The 17862-nt window shown below is 64.9% G+C and carries 16 protein-coding genes; 8 read left to right on the forward strand and 8 right to left on the reverse strand.

From position 1 onward, the window contains the following. The first annotated feature begins 153 nt into the window (after positions 1 to 153). Together M2390_RS06660 and M2390_RS06665 are read left to right on the forward strand one after the other, a co-directional pair. The gene (locus M2390_RS06660; protein WP_259177712.1) at positions 154 to 1413 is read left to right on the forward strand and encodes an ammonium transporter; all 1260 of its coding nucleotides are present in this window, start codon (positions 154 to 156) and stop codon (positions 1411 to 1413) included. A gap of 223 nt (positions 1414 to 1636) precedes the next feature. Continuing rightward, a complete protein-coding gene (locus M2390_RS06665) occupies positions 1637 to 2200 on the forward strand; it encodes a type II toxin-antitoxin system PemK/MazF family toxin (protein WP_259177713.1) in 564 nt (187 codons plus the stop codon). 80 nt (positions 2201 to 2280) lie between these two features. Here M2390_RS06665 and M2390_RS06670 read toward each other — a convergent pair whose 3' ends face one another. The 4 genes from M2390_RS06670 to M2390_RS06685 all read right to left on the reverse strand — a co-directional run bounded on the left by M2390_RS06670 (position 2281) and on the right by M2390_RS06685 (position 5186). After that, on the reverse strand, positions 2281 to 2646 hold the full coding sequence (locus M2390_RS06670; protein ID WP_030143556.1) for an RNA polymerase-binding protein RbpA: 366 nt from the start codon (positions 2644 to 2646) through the stop codon (positions 2281 to 2283). Between the two features lie 219 nt (positions 2647 to 2865). Then, entirely contained in the window at positions 2866 to 3666 is an 801-nt protein-coding gene (locus tag M2390_RS06675) for a glycerophosphodiester phosphodiesterase family protein (RefSeq protein ID WP_259177714.1), read from the reverse strand. Next, a complete protein-coding gene (locus M2390_RS06680; RefSeq protein ID WP_259177715.1) occupies positions 3659 to 4672 on the reverse strand; it encodes an SPFH domain-containing protein in 1014 nt (337 codons plus the stop codon). The genes M2390_RS06675 and M2390_RS06680 overlap by 8 nt, the downstream gene beginning before the upstream one ends. Positions 4673 to 4715: 43 nt before the next feature. Then, entirely contained in the window at positions 4716 to 5186 is a 471-nt protein-coding gene (locus M2390_RS06685; protein WP_121688641.1) for an NfeD family protein, read from the reverse strand. A 202-nt stretch (positions 5187 to 5388) separates the two neighbouring features. On the opposite strand from M2390_RS06685, the gene M2390_RS06690 reads away from it, so the two are divergent. Then, on the forward strand, positions 5389 to 6156 hold the full coding sequence (locus tag M2390_RS06690; protein WP_259177716.1) for an SDR family oxidoreductase: 768 nt from the start codon (positions 5389 to 5391) through the stop codon (positions 6154 to 6156). A 74-nt stretch (positions 6157 to 6230) separates the two neighbouring features. Here the strand turns inward: M2390_RS06690 and M2390_RS06695 are convergent, their stop codons facing one another. Both M2390_RS06695 and M2390_RS06700 read right to left on the reverse strand, forming a co-directional pair. Then, entirely contained in the window at positions 6231 to 6791 is a 561-nt protein-coding gene (locus M2390_RS06695) for an HdeD family acid-resistance protein (protein WP_259177717.1), read from the reverse strand. A 214-nt stretch (positions 6792 to 7005) separates the two neighbouring features. After that, complete coding sequence (locus M2390_RS06700; protein ID WP_259177718.1) at positions 7006 to 7833, reverse strand: MerR family transcriptional regulator; 828 nt, start codon at positions 7831 to 7833, stop codon at positions 7006 to 7008. A gap of 130 nt (positions 7834 to 7963) precedes the next feature. Here M2390_RS06700 and M2390_RS06705 point away from each other — a divergent pair, with 130 nt between their 5' ends. After that, positions 7964 to 8395, forward strand: coding sequence for a nuclear transport factor 2 family protein (locus M2390_RS06705; protein ID WP_259177719.1), 432 nt, complete (start codon positions 7964 to 7966; stop codon positions 8393 to 8395). Between the two features lie 36 nt (positions 8396 to 8431). After that, the gene (locus M2390_RS06710; RefSeq protein WP_259177720.1) at positions 8432 to 9385 is read left to right on the forward strand and encodes an alpha/beta hydrolase; all 954 of its coding nucleotides are present in this window, start codon (positions 8432 to 8434) and stop codon (positions 9383 to 9385) included. 197 nt (positions 9386 to 9582) lie between these two features. On the opposite strand, the gene M2390_RS06715 is transcribed toward M2390_RS06710, so the two are convergent. Together M2390_RS06715 and M2390_RS06720 are read right to left on the reverse strand one after the other, a co-directional pair. Beyond that, a complete protein-coding gene (locus M2390_RS06715) occupies positions 9583 to 11475 on the reverse strand; it encodes a cation-translocating P-type ATPase (RefSeq protein ID WP_259177721.1) in 1893 nt (630 codons plus the stop codon). Between the two features lie 83 nt (positions 11476 to 11558). Further along, a complete protein-coding gene (locus M2390_RS06720) occupies positions 11559 to 11972 on the reverse strand; it encodes a helix-turn-helix transcriptional regulator (RefSeq protein WP_259177722.1) in 414 nt (137 codons plus the stop codon). Positions 11973 to 12159: 187 nt separating this feature from the next. Here M2390_RS06720 and M2390_RS06725 point away from each other — a divergent pair, with 187 nt between their 5' ends. From M2390_RS06725 to M2390_RS06735, 3 genes are read left to right on the forward strand one after another with little or no spacing between them, the layout of a single operon-like run. After that, the gene (locus M2390_RS06725) at positions 12160 to 13710 is read left to right on the forward strand and encodes a DUF3375 domain-containing protein (protein ID WP_259177723.1); all 1551 of its coding nucleotides are present in this window, start codon (positions 12160 to 12162) and stop codon (positions 13708 to 13710) included. Next, on the forward strand, positions 13707 to 14486 hold the full coding sequence (locus tag M2390_RS06730; protein WP_259177724.1) for a DUF4194 domain-containing protein: 780 nt from the start codon (positions 13707 to 13709) through the stop codon (positions 14484 to 14486). The genes M2390_RS06725 and M2390_RS06730 overlap by 4 nt, the downstream gene beginning before the upstream one ends. Continuing rightward, entirely contained in the window at positions 14483 to 17845 is a 3363-nt protein-coding gene (locus tag M2390_RS06735; protein ID WP_259177725.1) for an ATP-binding protein, read from the forward strand. Before M2390_RS06730 ends, M2390_RS06735 begins: the two co-directional genes overlap by 4 nt. Positions 17846 to 17862: the final 17 nt, after the last annotated feature.

Consider the following 17862-nt stretch of genomic DNA (forward strand, 5'->3'; position numbering starts at 1 on the left):
GGCGGCATCGAACACGAAACATTCTGTTTACCGATGCCGCCGCCCTGTAACATTTTGGAAATCAGATCCTGCCGGTTTTGGAAATAACTTCTCGCCAAACTAATCGCAACGGCCTCTACTCCCGATGGAGGCCCAGACGGTTAGGAAAAGCTTATGGATACCGGATCTCTCGCCTGGGGACTCGTCGCCACCGCACTGGTGCTGCTGATGACCCCCGGCGTCGCCTTCTTCTACGGCGGCCTTGTCAAGATCAGCAGCGTCGTCAGCATGCTCATGCTGAGCTTCGGCTCGATGGGCCTGATCGGCGGACTCTGGATCCTCTACGGCTACAACATGACCCACGTCGACAACCCGGGTCAGTTTGCCGGTAACCCGCTCAACGATTTCGGACTGAGTGGACTCGCCTCGGCGCCGCACGCCAACGAAAACCTGATCGGGGTGGCCTTCGGCGCCACGTTCGCCATCATCACCGTGGCCCTGATCTCGGGAGCGATCGCGGACCGGGCACGATTTGGTGCCTGGATGGTCTTCGCCGGTATCTGGGCAACCGTGGTCTACTTCCCGGTCACCGCCTGGATCTGGGGTGGAGGCTGGATCCAGAACCTCGGCACCGCGCTGTTTGGTAAGGACTCCGGCATCGAGGTCATCGACTACGCCGGTGGTACCGACGTACACATCAACGCCGGTGCGGCCGCCCTGGCCCTGGCCCTGATCCTGGGTAAGCGCGTGGGCTTCAAGCCCGGCATCCAGAAGCCGCACAACGTCCCGCTGACCCTGATCGGCGCCTCGCTGCTCTGGTTCGGATGGTTCGGATTCAACGCCGGTGCCGAGTGGCTCAACGGCCTGAAGAACGTCGGCCTGATCACCATCAACACCCTGGGTGCCACCGCCGCGGCCATTATCGGCTGGCTGATCATCGAGAAGATCCGTCACGGTAAGCCCACCTCGGTGGGTGCCGCCTCCGGCGCCGTCGCCGGCCTGGTTGCCATCACCCCGGCCTGCGCCAACCTGACCCCGGGTTGGGCCCTGGTCCTCGGAGTCCTGACCGGTGCGGTCTGCGCCGTGGCCATCGAGCTCAAGTTTGTCCTCGGTTTTGACGACTCGCTCGACGTGGTGGGTATCCACCTTGTGGGTGGTCTGATCGGAACCCTGTACCTCGGCTTCTTCGCCACCGGCACCGGCCTGTTTGTGGGCGGCGACTTCCGCCAGCTGGTGGTCCAGACCATCGCGGTCTTCGCGGTCCTGATCTACTCCTTCGTGGCCGCCTACGTCATCGGCTGGGTCATCCAGAAGACCATGGGCTTCCGCGTCACCAACGAGGATGAGATCGCCGGTGTCGACAGCGTGGTTCACGGTGAGGACGGCTACGCCCTCACCCCGGTATCCACCGCAACCTCCGAGCACAGCCTCTAGGTTTCCCAAGCTCGCGTCGGGTCTTCAAGGGGAGGGCCCGACGCGAAACTCCCATCCGAATATCGGATCCCCGGTTTGTGCCAGGTCTTCAAGGGGAGGGCCTGGCACAACTCTTTTCCCAAACGAACCGGATGTGCACTCGCACATCCGGTTCGTTTTGTCCGTACGCGACACTCAGCTTGAAGCCTGGCAGCTCGGTGACGGCGTGCACTAGCGTAGGAGCGTGAACACGTTCCTGAGGATCCTGCGTGACCTGCTGTCGGCCCTGACCGGCCCGAGTCGCCCCACCAGCCGTCCCGGCGGTGCCGGCCGCCCCGGTGCCCCGGGAAAGCCCTCCGGGGGCTCGAGACCGGGGGAGACGCCTAGTCCCGGACAGAGCGGACCCGCGGCCACCCGCGAGGTGGACCCGCGCCGGGTGGGATCCGTCACCATGACCTATGCACCGAGCCGCGACGGTGACGCCGACCCGGGAGAGATCGTCTGGACCTGGGTCCCGTTTGAGGAGAACGATGGACGCGGCAAGGATCGTCCGGTTCTGGTGGTCGCCCGACTCCAGGGATCCGACGTGTTGGCCATTGCCCTCACCTCCAAACCCCATGCGGGTCAGAGCGACTTTGTCCCCATCGGTGCCGGTCCCTGGGATTCCCAGGGGCGTCCGAGCTGGGCAAACCTCGACCGCGTATTCCGCGTCCGACCCGGTGGCATGCGCCGAGAAGCGTCGGGCCTGGACCGTAAGACCTTTGCCCTGGTGACCGCCGCCCTGAGTAAGCGTTACGGCTGGCGCTAACTGGGCGTTGCGCACCGGCGGTTAAACGAAGGATGGGGATGCCCCTACGGGCATCCCCACAAATCCGGTGAACCGGTGGGCTAGGCGCCCACCTTTTTCTGTCCGCGCCGGGCGCGGAGGTAGTCGAGTCGTTCGTCCAGCAGGACCTGAAGCTCTTCGCGGGTGCGACGCTCCAGCAGCATGTCCCAGTGGGTACGTGCCTGCTTTTCCTCGCTCGGCTCGAGCTCAATCGGTTCGGTCCCCACCATCAGCACCGCGGCCTCGCCGCAGTTACGGCACTCCCAGGTGTCGGGTGCTTCGGCATCGGCCGCAAACACCAGTGCGGTCTCGTGGCCGCACTTAGGACATAGGTAGATGTAACGTTCCCGGTCTGAGAACACAACACCCTCTTCGCTCTGTAGGCTCTGTGCCCCGAGGCGCATTCCGCGCAAACTGCGATCCGCCATTGTGTGGTCTCCTCTCGCGTGCTTGCCATTTATACCGGTCTAGCCTGAAAAAACTATGAGCGTGGATCGGTTCCCCACACCATACCGGCCCCGGCTACCGCGCAACAGGGCTTGGACACAAAAAGAATGACCCAGTGCACGGGTCAGATAAAACAACCGGTCACGGGCCACAAATTCCCGACCGATGGAAAATCTCATCACCCGGTGTAAGCGCTCACATTAATGTACCTCGTTCGAGGGGCAGAATCCCTCGGCGCGCAAATCCTCGATCACACTCACGGCAAGATCACAGCGATCGGTGATGACACCATCCACACCGGCCAGAATAAGCCGTCGAATATCGGCCACATCGTTGATTGTCCACACGTGGGATTCGACCCCGACGTCGCGTAATCGGGCGATCAGGGCCGGGGTCATCGCGGGGAACGGACCGTATTTCTCGGGAAACTGCACGGCCTCGGTGCGGGTGGCCAGTCGGCGAAAAATCGTGCGGAGCCGTAGCCAATGGGCAAGGATCAGCACAATCCCGGCCCAGCGTCCGGGGGAGCTTGCCACCGGACCGAGCCTCCTCATCGCCCTGCGCCGGGTGCGCTCGGAAAATGAGGTCAGTAGGATCCGGGACCGGGCGTCTGCCCGAAGAATGACCTCCACCGCCGGGTCCACCGCGTCCGCCGACTTCAGGTCAACATTGATCGGGATGCTCGGGAATGCCGCCAGAAGTTCGGCGAGCGTCGTGAGTGATTCTCCGGGGCCGATCGCCGGGTCGCGCAGGCGATCCAGGGGGAGTGAGGCAACCGGAATCTGCCGACCCGCCTGCTCGAAGGTTGGATCGTGGTGCAGGATCGCGATCCCGTCCGCGCTCACCCGAATATCCGTTTCCAGATGCGTCGCACCGGCGGCCACCGCCGCCGCGAAGGCCGCCAGTGTATTTTCTCTCACACGCGCCGAAACGGCCAGGCCGCGGTGTGCAAACACGCGCGGACTGGCCGTTTCAAAAAACGCGGGGGAGTTGCTACTCACCACTCGAGGCGGGGTTCTGCTTGGTGTAGCCCAGGGCCGCGGCGATACCCTCGACATCCACGCCGGCGACCGGAGTCGCGGCACCGGGTGCATCGGGGGTGGGGGTGGCATCACCCTTGGGGGTAAAGGCGCCGCCGATACCCTTGAGGGCCTCGGTGAGCTCGGACGGCACGATCCACAGCTTATTGGCCGAACCGTCCGCGAGCTTGGGCAGCGTCTGGAGGTACTGGTAGGCCAGCAGCTTGTTGTCGGGATTTCCGGCATGGATCGAGGCGAACACGGTCTTGATCGCCTCGGCCTCACCGTTTGCGCGCAGCACGGCGGCCTGGGCGTCACCCTCGGCACGCAGAATCTCCGACTGACGCAGACCCTCGGCCTCGAGGATCGCCGACTGCTTGGTGCCCTCGGCGGTCAGAATCGCCGCACGCTTGTCCCGCTCGGCGCGCATCTGCTTCTCCATCGAGTCTTGGATCGACAGGGGCGGATCGATGGCCTTGAGCTCCACGCGTCCCACACGGATGCCCCACTTGCCGGTGGCCTCGTCGAGGACGATGCGCAGCTGGCCGTTGATGTTGTCGCGGCTGGTCAGCGCCTCCTCGAGGTTCAGACCACCCACCACGTTACGCAGGGTCGTGGTGGTGAGCTGCTCCACCGCGCCCAGGTAGTTGGCGATCTCATAGGTGGCGGCGCGGGCGTCGGTGACCTGGAAGTACACCACGGTGTCGATCGAGACCACCAGGTTGTCCTCGGTGATCACCGGCTGCGGCGGGAAGGAGACAACCTGCTCGCGCATGTCGATCAGCGGGCGCAGGCGGTCGATGAAGGGGACCAGGATGTTCAGGCCCGGCTGCAGGGTCTTGTGGTAGCGGCCCAGCCGCTCCACCACGCCCGAGCTGGCCTGGGGAATGATGCGGACCGCACGAGCGATCACCACCAGGACAAAGATCACCAGCGCGATCAGGGCGATGATGCCGATAATGGCACCAATTGATACGTCGTCGTTCACGATGTTCCTCTTGTTCTGTGTTGGTTCGCCGCTCTGGCGAGACCTAGACGGGGGGAGTCGCGTCGGGGCGCACCAGAGCGGTGGCACCCTCGATCAGAGCTACGGAGATCACCGTGCCGGGTTCCAGCGCGGTACCGGGACCGTCGGCTACGGTGCGTGCGGTCCAGGTTTCCCCATTGGAAAGCTTGACCAGGCCCGTCCCCGCACTCACGGTTTCCAAAACCACGCCACCCTGACCAACCACGGCATCCATATTGCTCTTGGTTGGGTCACCGCCGCGCTGGAGGGCACGCAGTAGGGGAGGGCGCACCAGCAGAATCAGCAGCATGCCGGCAATGCCGGCAATGATGATCTGGCCCCACCATTCCACCCGCAGAATGCCACTCAGCAGCCCAACAAAGCTACCGATGGCCAACATGAGGAAGGTGAATTCCAGGGTCAGCATCTCGATGATGATGAAGATCAGGATCAGCGCAAGCCACGCAATCCAGATATACGGGGTAATCATCTCCATGGTCGTCCAATTCCTTTCAGGATGTGGGCGAAAACTCTTGCAGCAAACCTACCAGTTCGACGGGTCAATTCCGGGGAAAAGGGCGGATCGTTCGCACTTTGTGTCTGTACGCCGCGGGTGGGAGGGGGTGGCCTTGCTAGAATCGTCGCTGGGCTACTTTGCCCACCTCGTCCTTTCCGCACCCTTCAAGGAGCATCACACAGTGTCTGAAATCCTCGCCCCGGGCAGCCTCGCCGGCAAAAACGTCCTCGTCACCGGTTCCTCTCGCGGGGTCGGCGCGGACACCGTTCGCTACTTTGCCGAGGCCGGTGCCCGCGTCGTGATCAACTTCCGCAATAAGGAGGCACGGGCGATCAAGCTGGCCGAGCAGATTCGCGCCGCCGGCGGTACCGCGATCACCGTGGGTGCCGACCTGACCGATCCCGCCTCGGTGGCGGACATGATGGACACGATTCGCGCCGAGTACGGCTCGCTGGACATCCTGGTCCTGAACGCCTCAGGCGGCATGGAGTCCGGCATGGCCGAAAACTACGCCCTGCTGCTCAACCGTGACGCACAGCTCAACGTCCTGGAGAGCGCCAAGTCGCTCCTGGGCGAGGGTTCGCGCGTGGTGTTCGTGACCAGCCACCAGGCGCACTTCATCCGCCAGACCCCGACCATGCCCGAGTATGAGCCCGTCGCGCTGTCCAAGCGCGCCGGTGAAGACGCCCTGCGTGAGCAGATCCCCGCCCTCGCCGAGGCCGGAATCGGTTTTGTTGTGGTTTCCGGCGACATGATCGAGGGCACCATCACCGCAACCCTGCTGGACCGCCTGAACCCGGGTGCCATTGCCGAGCGCCGCGAGCAGGCCGGCAAGCTCTACAACGTGGCCGAGTTTGCCGCCGAGGTAGCCCTGGCCGCAGTCGAGGCCGTGCCCGCCGACAACACCCGTCTGGTGGGGGACACCGGTAGCTTCGGCTCCGGCGAATAGAACGTAACAAAAATCCCGCATTCGTAGCGAATGCGGGATTTTTGTGGTTTTTGGGGGAGCGGCGGCGGGTGTATCTACCCGTGTCGCCCAAACAAGAACGCCTGAATAATCTGCAGGATGCCGCCAATCACCAGGAACACCGCGGCAATAACCAGCAGGATCGCCGCGGTACTGAGCGGAATAAACAGCACCATCACGCCGGCCACAATGCTGAGGATTCCGTAGAGGATCCCAAACCATTTGGCACGGTCGTTGCTGCGTCCGGTCAGCGCGGCAATACCCTCGATAATCCAGGTAATACCGATAACTGTCGCCAGGATGGTCGCGCCAAAGACCGGATTTTCCAGCGTATAGATGCCGCCGGCCACCAGAAGCAAGCCGAGGATCCCGCTGGAGATGCGATACACGGTATCCGAGTCGGTGGCCAGTGCCGCGGCGATCAGGCGCATCACGCCGGCCACGATGAAATACAGCCCAAAGAGCCAGCCCACGGCGACGAGGGCGGATCCGGGCTGCGCCAGAATCAGGATTCCCACCAGAACGGCAACGATGCCGGTAACGCCGAGTCCCACACGAATTCCGTTGACCGCCGAGTCGCGCAGCTGCCTACTGTCAATCACTAGTCGATCACTCATGATCTTTCCCCTTCGATCACACCGGTACCGGTAACTCCATTCTGACGCAGACGCTCATTATTCAGCTATGGGGCCGCCGGTTTGTGCCCGAATCGCAATTCAATTACTGCGCCGATAATGTACATTATGTCAAGTAACACGTGCATTACCCGTGAAAGCTACACACACGTCGATAACGGACGACTCCCCTTGCCGGACAACGGGGTCGACTGTCCTACGCTCCGGTGTGGAAGATGGGCCAGCCGATCTCGGTGCGCCACTGGTTCTCGTCGGCGGTCTCGCGTGCGCCGACGAGGTAGTACTCGCGGATGGGGCCGTCGATCCCGATCGCATGATCACCGACGTACGCGCCAAGTTCACCGTAGATGTGATCGATCTCGCCGGTGTGCGGGCCGCGGTGTTCGGCCACGGCGAGGTCTGTCTCCGGCACCGTAAAGGGCACGACTCGTCCGGTGGGTCGCAGATCGCCATCACAGGGCACAAACACGATGGCCTCGCCGCGGCCGTGGGTGAGCAGATCGGTGGAATAGATCGCGCCTCCAGGCCCGGTGGGCGGGATCTTCTGGACGGCGAGCAGAGCGTACAGCTCGCCGAGGGCACCCTGGTACCAGCCCGTCACATTCACGATGTCGATCACGGCGCTGATCGCGGCGGCCGACGTGGCAGGCTGACGCCGATGCTCAACGCTCGCCGACCGATTTCCGCGGGATGGTTCGATCAGGTCCCGCAGCGACGCCACCGCGTCCTGTGTGCGGGCGAGCTCCGCCTCCAGGTGTGCGAGGTGGTCTGAGATGAGTCGGTTTCGGCGGGCCAGATCGCCCGTCATGATCAGGCGATGGATCTCGTCCAGCGGCATGTCGAGCATGCGGAGCCGGCGGATGACCTGGGCGGTCGGGATCTGGTCGGTGTCGTATCGCCGGTGGGCGGTATCCGGGTCCACGTGGGCGGGAACGAGGAGTCCAATCCGGTGGTAATGGCGCAGCGTCTTAATGTTCAGATGCGTTGCACGGGAGAAGTCCCCGATCGCTAAGGATGCCGTCATACCTCGAGTATGACACCTCCCCCAAGGGGAGATACCAGCAGGAACAGGCCTCTTGCCTCTCCCCTGATGGCACACCCGAGACTCTTTCTAGAGGCGGTTACTCAAGCTGCCAGATGGAAGGAACAACACCATGACCACGACCGAGCGCGCGAGTGCACAGCAGGACAAAGACACCTTGATCGGCATCGTCGGCGAGATGGCCACGTCGATGACCGGAGCGCAGAGCACCCGACACTGGGCGTCCGACGCGCTGTGGTTCGACATCGTCCCATTCGCCTCCCGCGGCATCGCACCGGCGCTGAAGCTGTTCGATGACACGTTCGCGACATTCGAATCGTGCACGGTCGACATCCTCGAGCTGGATGCCACGGTCAACGGCGACATGGGCATCGTGTGCACCGTGCAACGCACCGCCCTCGTGCTCAAGGATGGCTCCAGTCGGGAGGTCATCTCCCGACAAACCGACTGCTTCGAGCGTCGGGAGAACGGGTGGGAACTCATCCATCAACACGCCTCCGTGCCCGCGGGCAGAGCATGGGATGGCACCATCACCACCGCCTGAGACTGAACAAGCCCTCAGAAATCGAAAGATCCGATCATGAAATACGAACTTGACCCCGACCTGGCGCCCGCAATGGCCGAACTGAAGCGAGGAGCGGCGGGTGCCCCACGCCCCGTGCGCGGAGACTGGCAGGCCGTCCGCGCCTCCGCGAACGCCGGTCAGGCCCACATGGCCACCCTCTCCCCCACCGTCACCGACGTGACCACGACCGACTTCACCACCGAGACGTTCGACGGTGAGGCCTCGCTGCTGCTGCGCTGGTACGCCAAGACCGGAAAAGCCCCGGGGCCTGCCGTCGTCTACGTACACGGTGGAGGGATGCTCGGGGGCAGCGTCGACCTGTACAACGAAGTCGTCGCGTGGTACGTCGCCCACAGCGGTATCCCGTTCTTGTCCGTCGACCTCCGCCTCGCCCCCGAGGCACCGACCAGCACGGCGATGGCCGAAGACGTCTACAGTGCGCTGATCTGGCTCCGCGAACACGCCACCTCCCTCGGTGTGGACCCCGACCGGATTGCGCTCATGGGTGACAGTGGAGGAGGTGGCCCCACCGCGGGCGCCGCAATCCTCGCCCGCGACCGGAACATCCCGGTCGCCAAGCAAATCCTGATTTACCCGATGCTTGACGACCGTAACACCACCCCCGGCGTCATCCCGGACGATTTCCTGACCTGGGGATACAACAACAACTACACCGGCTGGGCAACGCTCCTCGGCAACGAGATCGGCACCGAAGACGTGTCACCAATAGCCGCACCGGCACGCCTCACCGACTTCACCGGCCTCGCCCCCGCCTATATCGAGGTCGGCGACCTCGATATCTTCCGCGACGAAGACATCTCCTACGCCGCCAGGCTTGCCCGGCACGGCGTACCGATCGAACTCCACGTCCACCCCGGAGCACCACACGGCTTCGAACGCTTCGTCCCCGACTCCGACATCGCCCGCCGAGCCATGACCGATCGGGTTCGAACCATCACCGATATCTAACCCGACCGCGCCGTAGATCCCGCAGTGTCAACGGATCAACACTGCGTAGGCGAGGCGAATCTGACGGTGCAGCATGACGAGCCACCCTCTCCTCCTCCCCCGGAACCTGCTCAGTAATCATTGGTTCAATTTCCACTGAACCAATGATTACGTGCACGGCGTGGGAATCCTCAGATCATTGCTTGCCCGGGCACCGCCTAGGAGGACGGAGGCTTCCCAGAGCTATCGGACCGGACCCTGGCTGCACGGATGCCATTAAGAATCACGATCACCTCGGCGATTTCGTGCACCAGCACCACCCCGGCCAAGCCCAGGACGCCCCACAGCGCCAGCGGCACCAGCACCACGATGATCGCCAGCGCGAGCACGATGTTGCCGGTCATGATGCGGAGCCCGCGGCGTGCATGGGCGATCGCCCGTGGAAGCTGGCGCAGGTCGGTGCCAACAAACGCAATGTCGGCGGATTCCAGCGCGGCCGCCGACCCCGTCTGTCCCATCGCGATCCCCACGTCCGCGGTCGCCAGCGCCGGTGCGTCGTTGATGCCATCGCCGATCATCGCCGTCACCGCGGTGCGTCGGTACGCCTCGATCACGCGCGCCTTATCGCTGGGGAGCTGGTCGTGATGAACCTCAGAGATCCCGGCACTCTGCGCGAGCGCCTCCGCGGTGCGGGCGGAATCACCCGTGAGAAGTGCAACCGAAATCCCCCGCTCGCGCAGTGCCGCAACCGTCTCCCCCGCCTCGGGCCTCAGTTCATCGCGGATTCCAATGACCGTGGACGCCCGGCCGTCCAGTTCGATCACCACGACGGTCATGCCCACCGCGGCCAGCCGTTCGACAGCATTCGAGAGCGCCTCATCAGCATCCGGTTCGAGCAGCCACCGCGCGCTGCCCACGCGCACGCGCACACCATCCACCGTCCCCGAGAGTCCCCGACCCGCCTCCTCGGTTACGTCCTGTGCCTCCGGACGTTGTCCAGCGGGTGCGGCGGCCACGATTGCCCGCGCCAGCGGATGGGTACTCCGAGCCTCCAGCGCCGCGGCCGCAACGAGCGCGAAGGTGGACGATCCGCCCGCACCCCGTTCAACTGCGACCACCTCGGGCACGTTGCGTGTGAGCGTGCCGGTCTTATCAAACACCACCCGGCGCACGGCCCCGAGGCGTTCAAACGCGGCGCCGGATTTCACGATGACACCGAAGCGACTGGCCGAGCCGATCGCCGAAATCACGGTGACCGGAACCGCAATCGCCAGCGCACACGGTGACGCCGCCACCAGAACAACCAGGGCGCGTTCGGTCCAGAATCCCGGATCTCCCACCAGGAAGCCAAAAATCACCACGAGGGCCGAGAGGATCAAAACGGCGGGGACCAATGGTCGGGCGATTCGATCGGCACGGCGCGCCCACTCCCCCTTGCGGTCCTGAGCCGCACTCACCAGCGCGACGATATCGGTCAGGGAGTTGTTTCGGCCATCGGCCGTGGCGGTAATGCGCAGGCTCGCCGAGCCGTTGATTGCCCCGGCCGCAATCGGGTCGCCCGGCGCCACCGAGACCGGGATCGATTCACCGGTAATGGCCGAGAGGTCTACCCCGCCGCGTCCCGCGGTCACAATGCCGTCGGTAGCGATCCGCTCCCCCGCGGCAACCAGCAACACGTCACCGATCCGCACATCCGCGCCGGCCACGACAAGCTCGTGGCCGTCACGCAGTACACGCACCTCGGTGGGAATCAAATCGAGGAGGGCACCCAGTCCGTGGCGCGCACGATCCATCGCCCGATCTTCGAGCGCTTCGGCCAGGGAAAAGAGGAAGGCCAGGGCCGCAGCCTCGGCGATGTGGCCCAGCAGCACCGCACCCACCGCGGCGATGGTCATGAGCAGCCCCACGGTGAGGCGTCCGCGCCACAGCTTGCGCAGCGCGCCGGGGATGAAGGTCCACGCCCCCAGCGCAAGCGACACCGCGTGGATCACCAGGGCGGCCACCGGGAATCCGAGCGCCGAGACGCCGGCACCCACCAGGAGGAATACCCCCGAGGCTGCGGGGATCAGGACACCGGCATCCCGCCCCCAGGGAGTCAGTGATTCGCGCATTGCGGGGGCGGTGTGATCGGCCCCCTCCCGCTCGGATCGGGCAGCGACCGGTACTTCGGCGGGTCCACAGCAGGCGTCGGCCACTAGCTCCGCTCCCCCACGCGGTCGATGGCGTGATCGGTTAGCCGCTCATCCCGACCCTCGGTGTCCTCATTCGGGCAGCATCCGGGTTCGGTGCAGGAGGTGTTCACGCAGGGTGCTCCATCGTCCACGGCGAGCACCACTCCGAGCAGCGATTCGATCGCGCGGGTGATGTGCGGGTCGGAAATCTCATAGCGTGTCGCCCGCCCCTCGGGGACCGCCACCACGATGCCGCATCCACGCAAGCAGGCGAGATGATTGGAGACATTGGTGCGGGTGAGATCCAGGTCCGTCGCGAGTTTGCCCGTATATCCGGGCCCGGTCATGAGTTCAAGCAGGATACGGGAGCGGGTGGCGTCGGCCATGGCGCGGCCGAGCCGGTTCATGACGTCGAGGCGAGAAGCTAATGTCAGCATGCACTGACTATACAGCGAACGCTGACATATGCACACCCCCTATTTTCCTCCACACCTTGCGGAGATGATCAAATTCTCCCCAAATCCCCCACCTCGAGTGGCGGGATCGTGTCGGATCGGTAACGTACGAGAGAATAGAGGTTGGCCCTCCGGCGGTGGGCCACGCGACAACGGGAGGATACACGCGGTGAGTGACGTACTGCGAGAGCTGACGCGGGTGCGGGAGTCCTTTGACAAACCCACCCTCCGCCTTCTCGATCGAAAATGGGCACCACTGGTGCTCACCATCTTCCGTACCTCCTTTAGTCGGGAGCGCCAGAGCATTCACGCCGAGCGGCTGCACGTCCAGGTGGACACCTACCTACAGGAACTCGCCGCACTCGGTGAGGAAATTCCGGCGGGCACCGGGCGGTCGCTGTGCGTGCAGTGGATGAACGATCGCTGGCTCTACCGCTCAAGCGATACCGACGGGGAGGAGCGCTACTCGCTGACCTCCCATGCACTCGAGGCGCTCGCGCTGGTAGATTCCCTGGCCAAGGACCGCGCGCTGATCAGTGAATCTCGGCTGACCACCATCCTCGACACCATGCACCACTGGGCCACCGAGGCCGACCCCGACCCGCACACCCGTATTCAGCGGTTGGATGATCGCATCGCCGAACTCACCGCCGAGCGGGACCGCCTCCGCGGGGGCGGCGAAGTCCCCGCCGCCGGTAACGAGCGCATGTATGAGGGCTATCAGAACCTGATTGACCTGATCGGACAGCTTCCCAGCGACTTCAAGCGGGTCGAGGAATCGGTCGCCGCCATGCATCGCCAGATCATCAGCGACTTCCGTGCCGAGGAGCGTCCGATCGGCGAGGTGCTCGATGAGTACCTGGCCAAGACCGATGAACTCATGGGTGCCACGACCGAGGGGCGGGCGTTCGAGGGCGCCTTCGCGCTGCTGCGTAATGAGGAACTCCTGACCGCGCTCCGGCAGGACATCCAGACCATTCTTGATCACCCGTTTGCGGCCGGCCTGGGCTCGGGCGCGCGCCGCGACTTCCGCGGCACGGTCTCGATCCTGCGCTCGGGCATCGACGATGTACTCTCCCAGCGCCGCCGTCTCACCGCAACCCTGCGTGAGCACATCGAAAACCACGATCACGTGCGCGACCGAGAACTCGATGCCGTGCTGCGTGCACTCGGTCGCGAGCTGGAAACCTGGATGCACACCGCCGGACCACGCTCAAGCGTTCCGGTGGAACTGCTCCCCGGTGTGCCCGAGACGCCACACCTGCGCGAACGACTCTGGGACCCGCTCTCGGCGGCACCGCCACCGCCGCTGGAGGATCACGCGGCAGAGGCACCCGCGGCCCCCGAAATCGATACCATTCGGGTTCAGGGTGGCCCCTATCTCGACGAGGTACGTGCGGCGATTGGCGACGCGGCACGAGACATCGAGGACGCCCCGCTCGGCGAACTATTCAACACGCTGAGCCCGGATCTGCGCCGTCCGGTCGAGATTTTTGGCCTGCTACACCTGCTCACCCAGGCGGAAATCGGCGTCGAAGCCGATGCCTATGACGAGTTCTCCACCATCCGTCCCGACCACACCGCACGAACCTTCCGGGTGCCACGGGTTCGGCTGGACCGTGAGGCGCAGCGCGCCCTTGCCCATATCGAACAGATTATCGACGGTTCCGAAACCGACGACTCCCCCGCCCAGACCGCTCAGGAGGACACCCACGCATGACCCGAGACACGATGATTGAGGACGGCGTGCCCGAGGTGGACCCCGAGGGTACCGTTTCGCTGTTTGAGGGTGACGAGGGTCGACTCGACCTCGCCCAGCGACGCGCGCTGGTCACGCTGCTGCGCGGCCGCTATCTCAGTGCCGCCGATCACCCGCGCGAGTGGAAAACCCTGCTCGCCTCCGAAGCGGTGCTGCGCTCTCGCCTCAACGACCTCTTCCTGGATCTGCACATCGACCGCGCATACGAGGTGGCGTTTAAGCGCCAGGCTCACCCCGAGGAGGGGGGACGCTTCCCCACCCTGCTGCGTGATACCGCCTACACGCGCGAGGAGACCATTCTGCTGGTCTTCCTGCGCGGCCGCTTCCGTAGCGAGCGGGGTAATGGACGCGAGAGCGTGCACGTGGGACGCGAGGAGATGCTCGGGCGGATCGCCCAGTTCCGCCCCGCCTACTCGACCGACCAGTCGGGCGATGCCCGCAAGGCCGAAAAGGCCATCGAGTCGATGACTCGCTCACAGATCCTGCTGCGCACCGACGATCCCGACCGATTCCGGATTGCGCCCGTGATCGAGGTATTGCTGCCGCTTGAGCGGTTGAGTGAGCTGCTCGAATGGTTCCGGACGCGCTCGGGTGAGGAGCCCCACACGGAGGCCGACGTCGAGACCGATACCGATACCGGCAGCGAAATCGACACCGATGCAGACACCGTCACTGCCACCGCCACCGCCACCGCCACCGACCCCACTATCGATACCACCGAGGAGATCACCCAGTGAGCGACGCCCCTCTCTTCCACATCGACGGCGCCACCGAGGGCACCACCCAGTGGCGCGCCGAACTATTCCAGGTGGTCAACTGGGGCGGCTTCCAGGGACACCACGCGATCCCCCTCTCCCCCACCGCCACCCTGCTCTCGGGCGCATCCGGCTCGGGTAAGAGCACGCTCATGGACGCGTATCTGGCCCTGATGATGCCCTCGGACACCGCATTCAACGGCGCCTCCAATGACGCGACCACCGGGCGTGCTCGCGGGGCAGATCAGCGCAACCTGCTGTCCTATCTGCTGGGAAAGACGGATTCGCGACGCGATCCGGAAACCGGTGTCATGCTGGACCGGGTGTTGCGTGGGGAAAACTCCTCCACCTGGGGCGCGATCTCGATGACCTTCGTGGACGATAATCAGCGCCGCTTCACCGTGCTGCGCACCTACTTTGTCCCGCGTGGCGCCGCCGCCTCGGCGAATGTCTCGATGAAGATGGCCGTGTTGGACAGCGGGTTTGACCTGCGCGAGCTGGCCGGTATCGCCGAGAGCCGATTTGATCGTCGCGCCCTTCGCGGAGTCGTTCCCGGTATCCAGGTGTGCGGAACCTACCTGGAATTCGCCCAGAAGCTGCACACCCGTCTGGGCATCGGTGCCGGAGGTGATGGCTCCAAGGCTCTGCGTCTGCTTGCCCGCATCCAGGCGGGCCAGCAGGTTCGCACGGTGGATGGACTGTATAAGTCGATGGTGCTGGAGCGTCCGGCCACCTTCGAGGCGGCCGATACGGCGCTGGCGCACTTCGCCGATCTGGAGAAATCCTATGAGGCGATGGTGACCGAGGACCAGAAATCCACGGTCCTGGGGGCCGTCCCCGCGCTCATGGCCGAGCACGCTCGCGCCCGAGCCGAAGAGGCCACCATCGATACGTTTGGGGTCAATCAGGAGGGGGCCACGGCCTTCAACCTGTGGCGGGTCCGCACCGAGCGCGCCCTGCTGGAGACTGCCACAACCACCAACGCCGCCGACCGACGCGGCGCAAGAGAACGCATCGCCACGGCTCGCGAACACGAGGATGGGCTGGCCTCCCGGCTTGCCACGATCCAGCGTCAACAGCGCGAAAACGGGGGCGATGTCCTTGAGGATCTGGGCCAGCAGCGCACGGCGCTCGAACACCGTCGCGAGCAGGTAGCGCTCGAGCGTGACGCCTTCATCGAGCGGGTCTCGGTCCTGGGAGCGGCCCCCGAATCGGCCGCGGAGTTCACCGCTGCACAGGACGCCGCCGATACATTCCTTGCCGCGTATCCCGATCGCGAACAGGAACACGAGGACCGCATTAACGCGCGCGGCCGAGACCAGTATCCGTTGGAAGCGGATCGTCGTGCCCTGCGCGATGAGGCGGTGTCGCTCAGCGGGCGGACCGGTTTGGTCCCGCCCCATCTGCACCAGGCACGTCTGGCGCTGGCGGAGGCCAGCGGGCTGAACCCGGCAGATCTGCCGTTTGTGGCAGAACTTATCGACCTGGCTGCCGGCGAGGAACGCTGGCGCACGGCCGCCGAGGTCACGCTCGGCCCGGTGTCCCGCATCCTGGTGGTGGATGAGGAGCACCTCGACGCCTTCTCGCGCAGTATCGATGAGGTTGAGCTGTCCACTCGGATCGTGTTTGAGGGCGTCCCCGCGGGGACGTTTACACCGGCCGAAACCGACCCCGAGATGATCTCCGGCAAGCTGGTGTTCCAGGACTCCCCCTACGCCCACTGGGTGCAGGACCGGGTGCGTGCAGCACACACCGACGCGCTGTGTGTTGAATCCGCGGCCGAGCTGCGCGGCTCCGGACGCCGGGTGGCACCGAGCGGGCAGACTCGCGACGGCAGTCGCGGCGCACACGGAGACAATAACGTGCGCCCGATCATCGGGTTCTCGAACACCGCGCGGCTCACCCAGATTGAGGCCGAGGTTGCCGACCTGGACGCGCGCCTGGCCGAACTGGTCGGCGAGATCACCGCCGAACGTGCCGGCCTGGCGGTGCTGCGGGCGCACCGCGATGCACACCGTCTGGTGCGTGATGCCCGCTGGTCAACAATCGACGTGGCCGCGGTCGAGCTTGCGCTGAGCGAGCTCGCCGCCGAACGCGAACGGGTTCTGGCCGACAGCGATGTGCTGCGCAGCCTGGGCGATGAGGAAACCCGCCTGCGGGTGGAGCGCGATGCCGCCCAGCGGGAACGATTCCTCGCCGAGGATACCGGCTCGCAGTTGGCCACCGAACATGAGCGGCTCGTGGACCGCGAGGATGAACTTGCCGAGGCATGGGAACGGGTCAACACCGCCGAGTTGGCCCCCGAACACGCGGAGCGCCTGGATGAGGAGCTCGCCGCCGTGGGCGGCGGAACCGACCTGGCCGCCTTCGATTCCGGCGTGAAACGACTGGGTGATCGTCTGCGCGCGCAGTCCACCCAGGCACGCGAGGCCGCGCTGGCCGCCGAGTCGGCACTCGAATCGGCATTCCGGATCTATCAGGACCGTTGGCCGGACCCCAACCTGGGCACCACGATCGAATCGGCCGAGGGCTACCGCGATATCCTCGACACGATCATCACCACCGGCCTGCATGAGCGACGCCAGGAGTGGACCCGACGGCTGTCCGAGTGGAGCGGGCAGGATCTCGTGCCGCTCGGCGGCGCCTTCGACGGTGCGATCGAGGCCATCGAGGAACGGCTGGACCCGGTCAACGAGATTCTCTCGACCCTGCCCTTTGGTGCCGGACGCGACCGGCTCAAGATTGCCCTGCGACGCCTGCACGGCGAGGATGTGACCCGGTTCCGTCGTGAACTGCGTGAACTCTCCGCCGGATCCACCGAGATTCTTGATGACGCGGCCGCGCAGGAACGGTTCACCCGGCTGCGGGCGTTCATGGATCTGCTCCGTGAAAACGGTGAGGGTCGACGTGATGACCTGCTGGATGTGCGTCGCCATGTGGAGATCACCGCCGTTCGCCAGACGGTGGACGGCGTCGAGGTCAGCACGTACTCCTCGCTCGGCGGAAAGAGCGGTGGTGAATCCCAGGAGCTGGTTGCCTTCATCGTGGGGGCCGCCCTGCGGTTCCAGCTCGGAGACGAATCGCGAACCCGCCCGCGGTTCGCGCCGGTGTTCCTCGATGAGGGATTCGTGAAGTCCGACGCCGAGTTCGCCGGACGTGCGGTCGCGGCCTGGCAGGGCCTCGGATTCCAGCTCATCGTGGGCGCACCGCTGGATAAGGTCACCGCGCTCGAACCGTATATGGATCGGATGCTCTCGATGACCAAAAACAATGCCAGCGGGCTGTCGTTTGTGGCCGAGATCGCCGGGGCCGGCTCGGGCGATGAGGTCGACGCAGCCTAACCCGGGCACTCAGGCGG

The sequence above is a fragment of the Mycetocola sp. BIGb0189 genome, from assembly GCF_024810155.1.
Lineage (GTDB): Bacteria > Actinomycetota > Actinomycetes > Actinomycetales > Microbacteriaceae > Mycetocola > Mycetocola lacteus.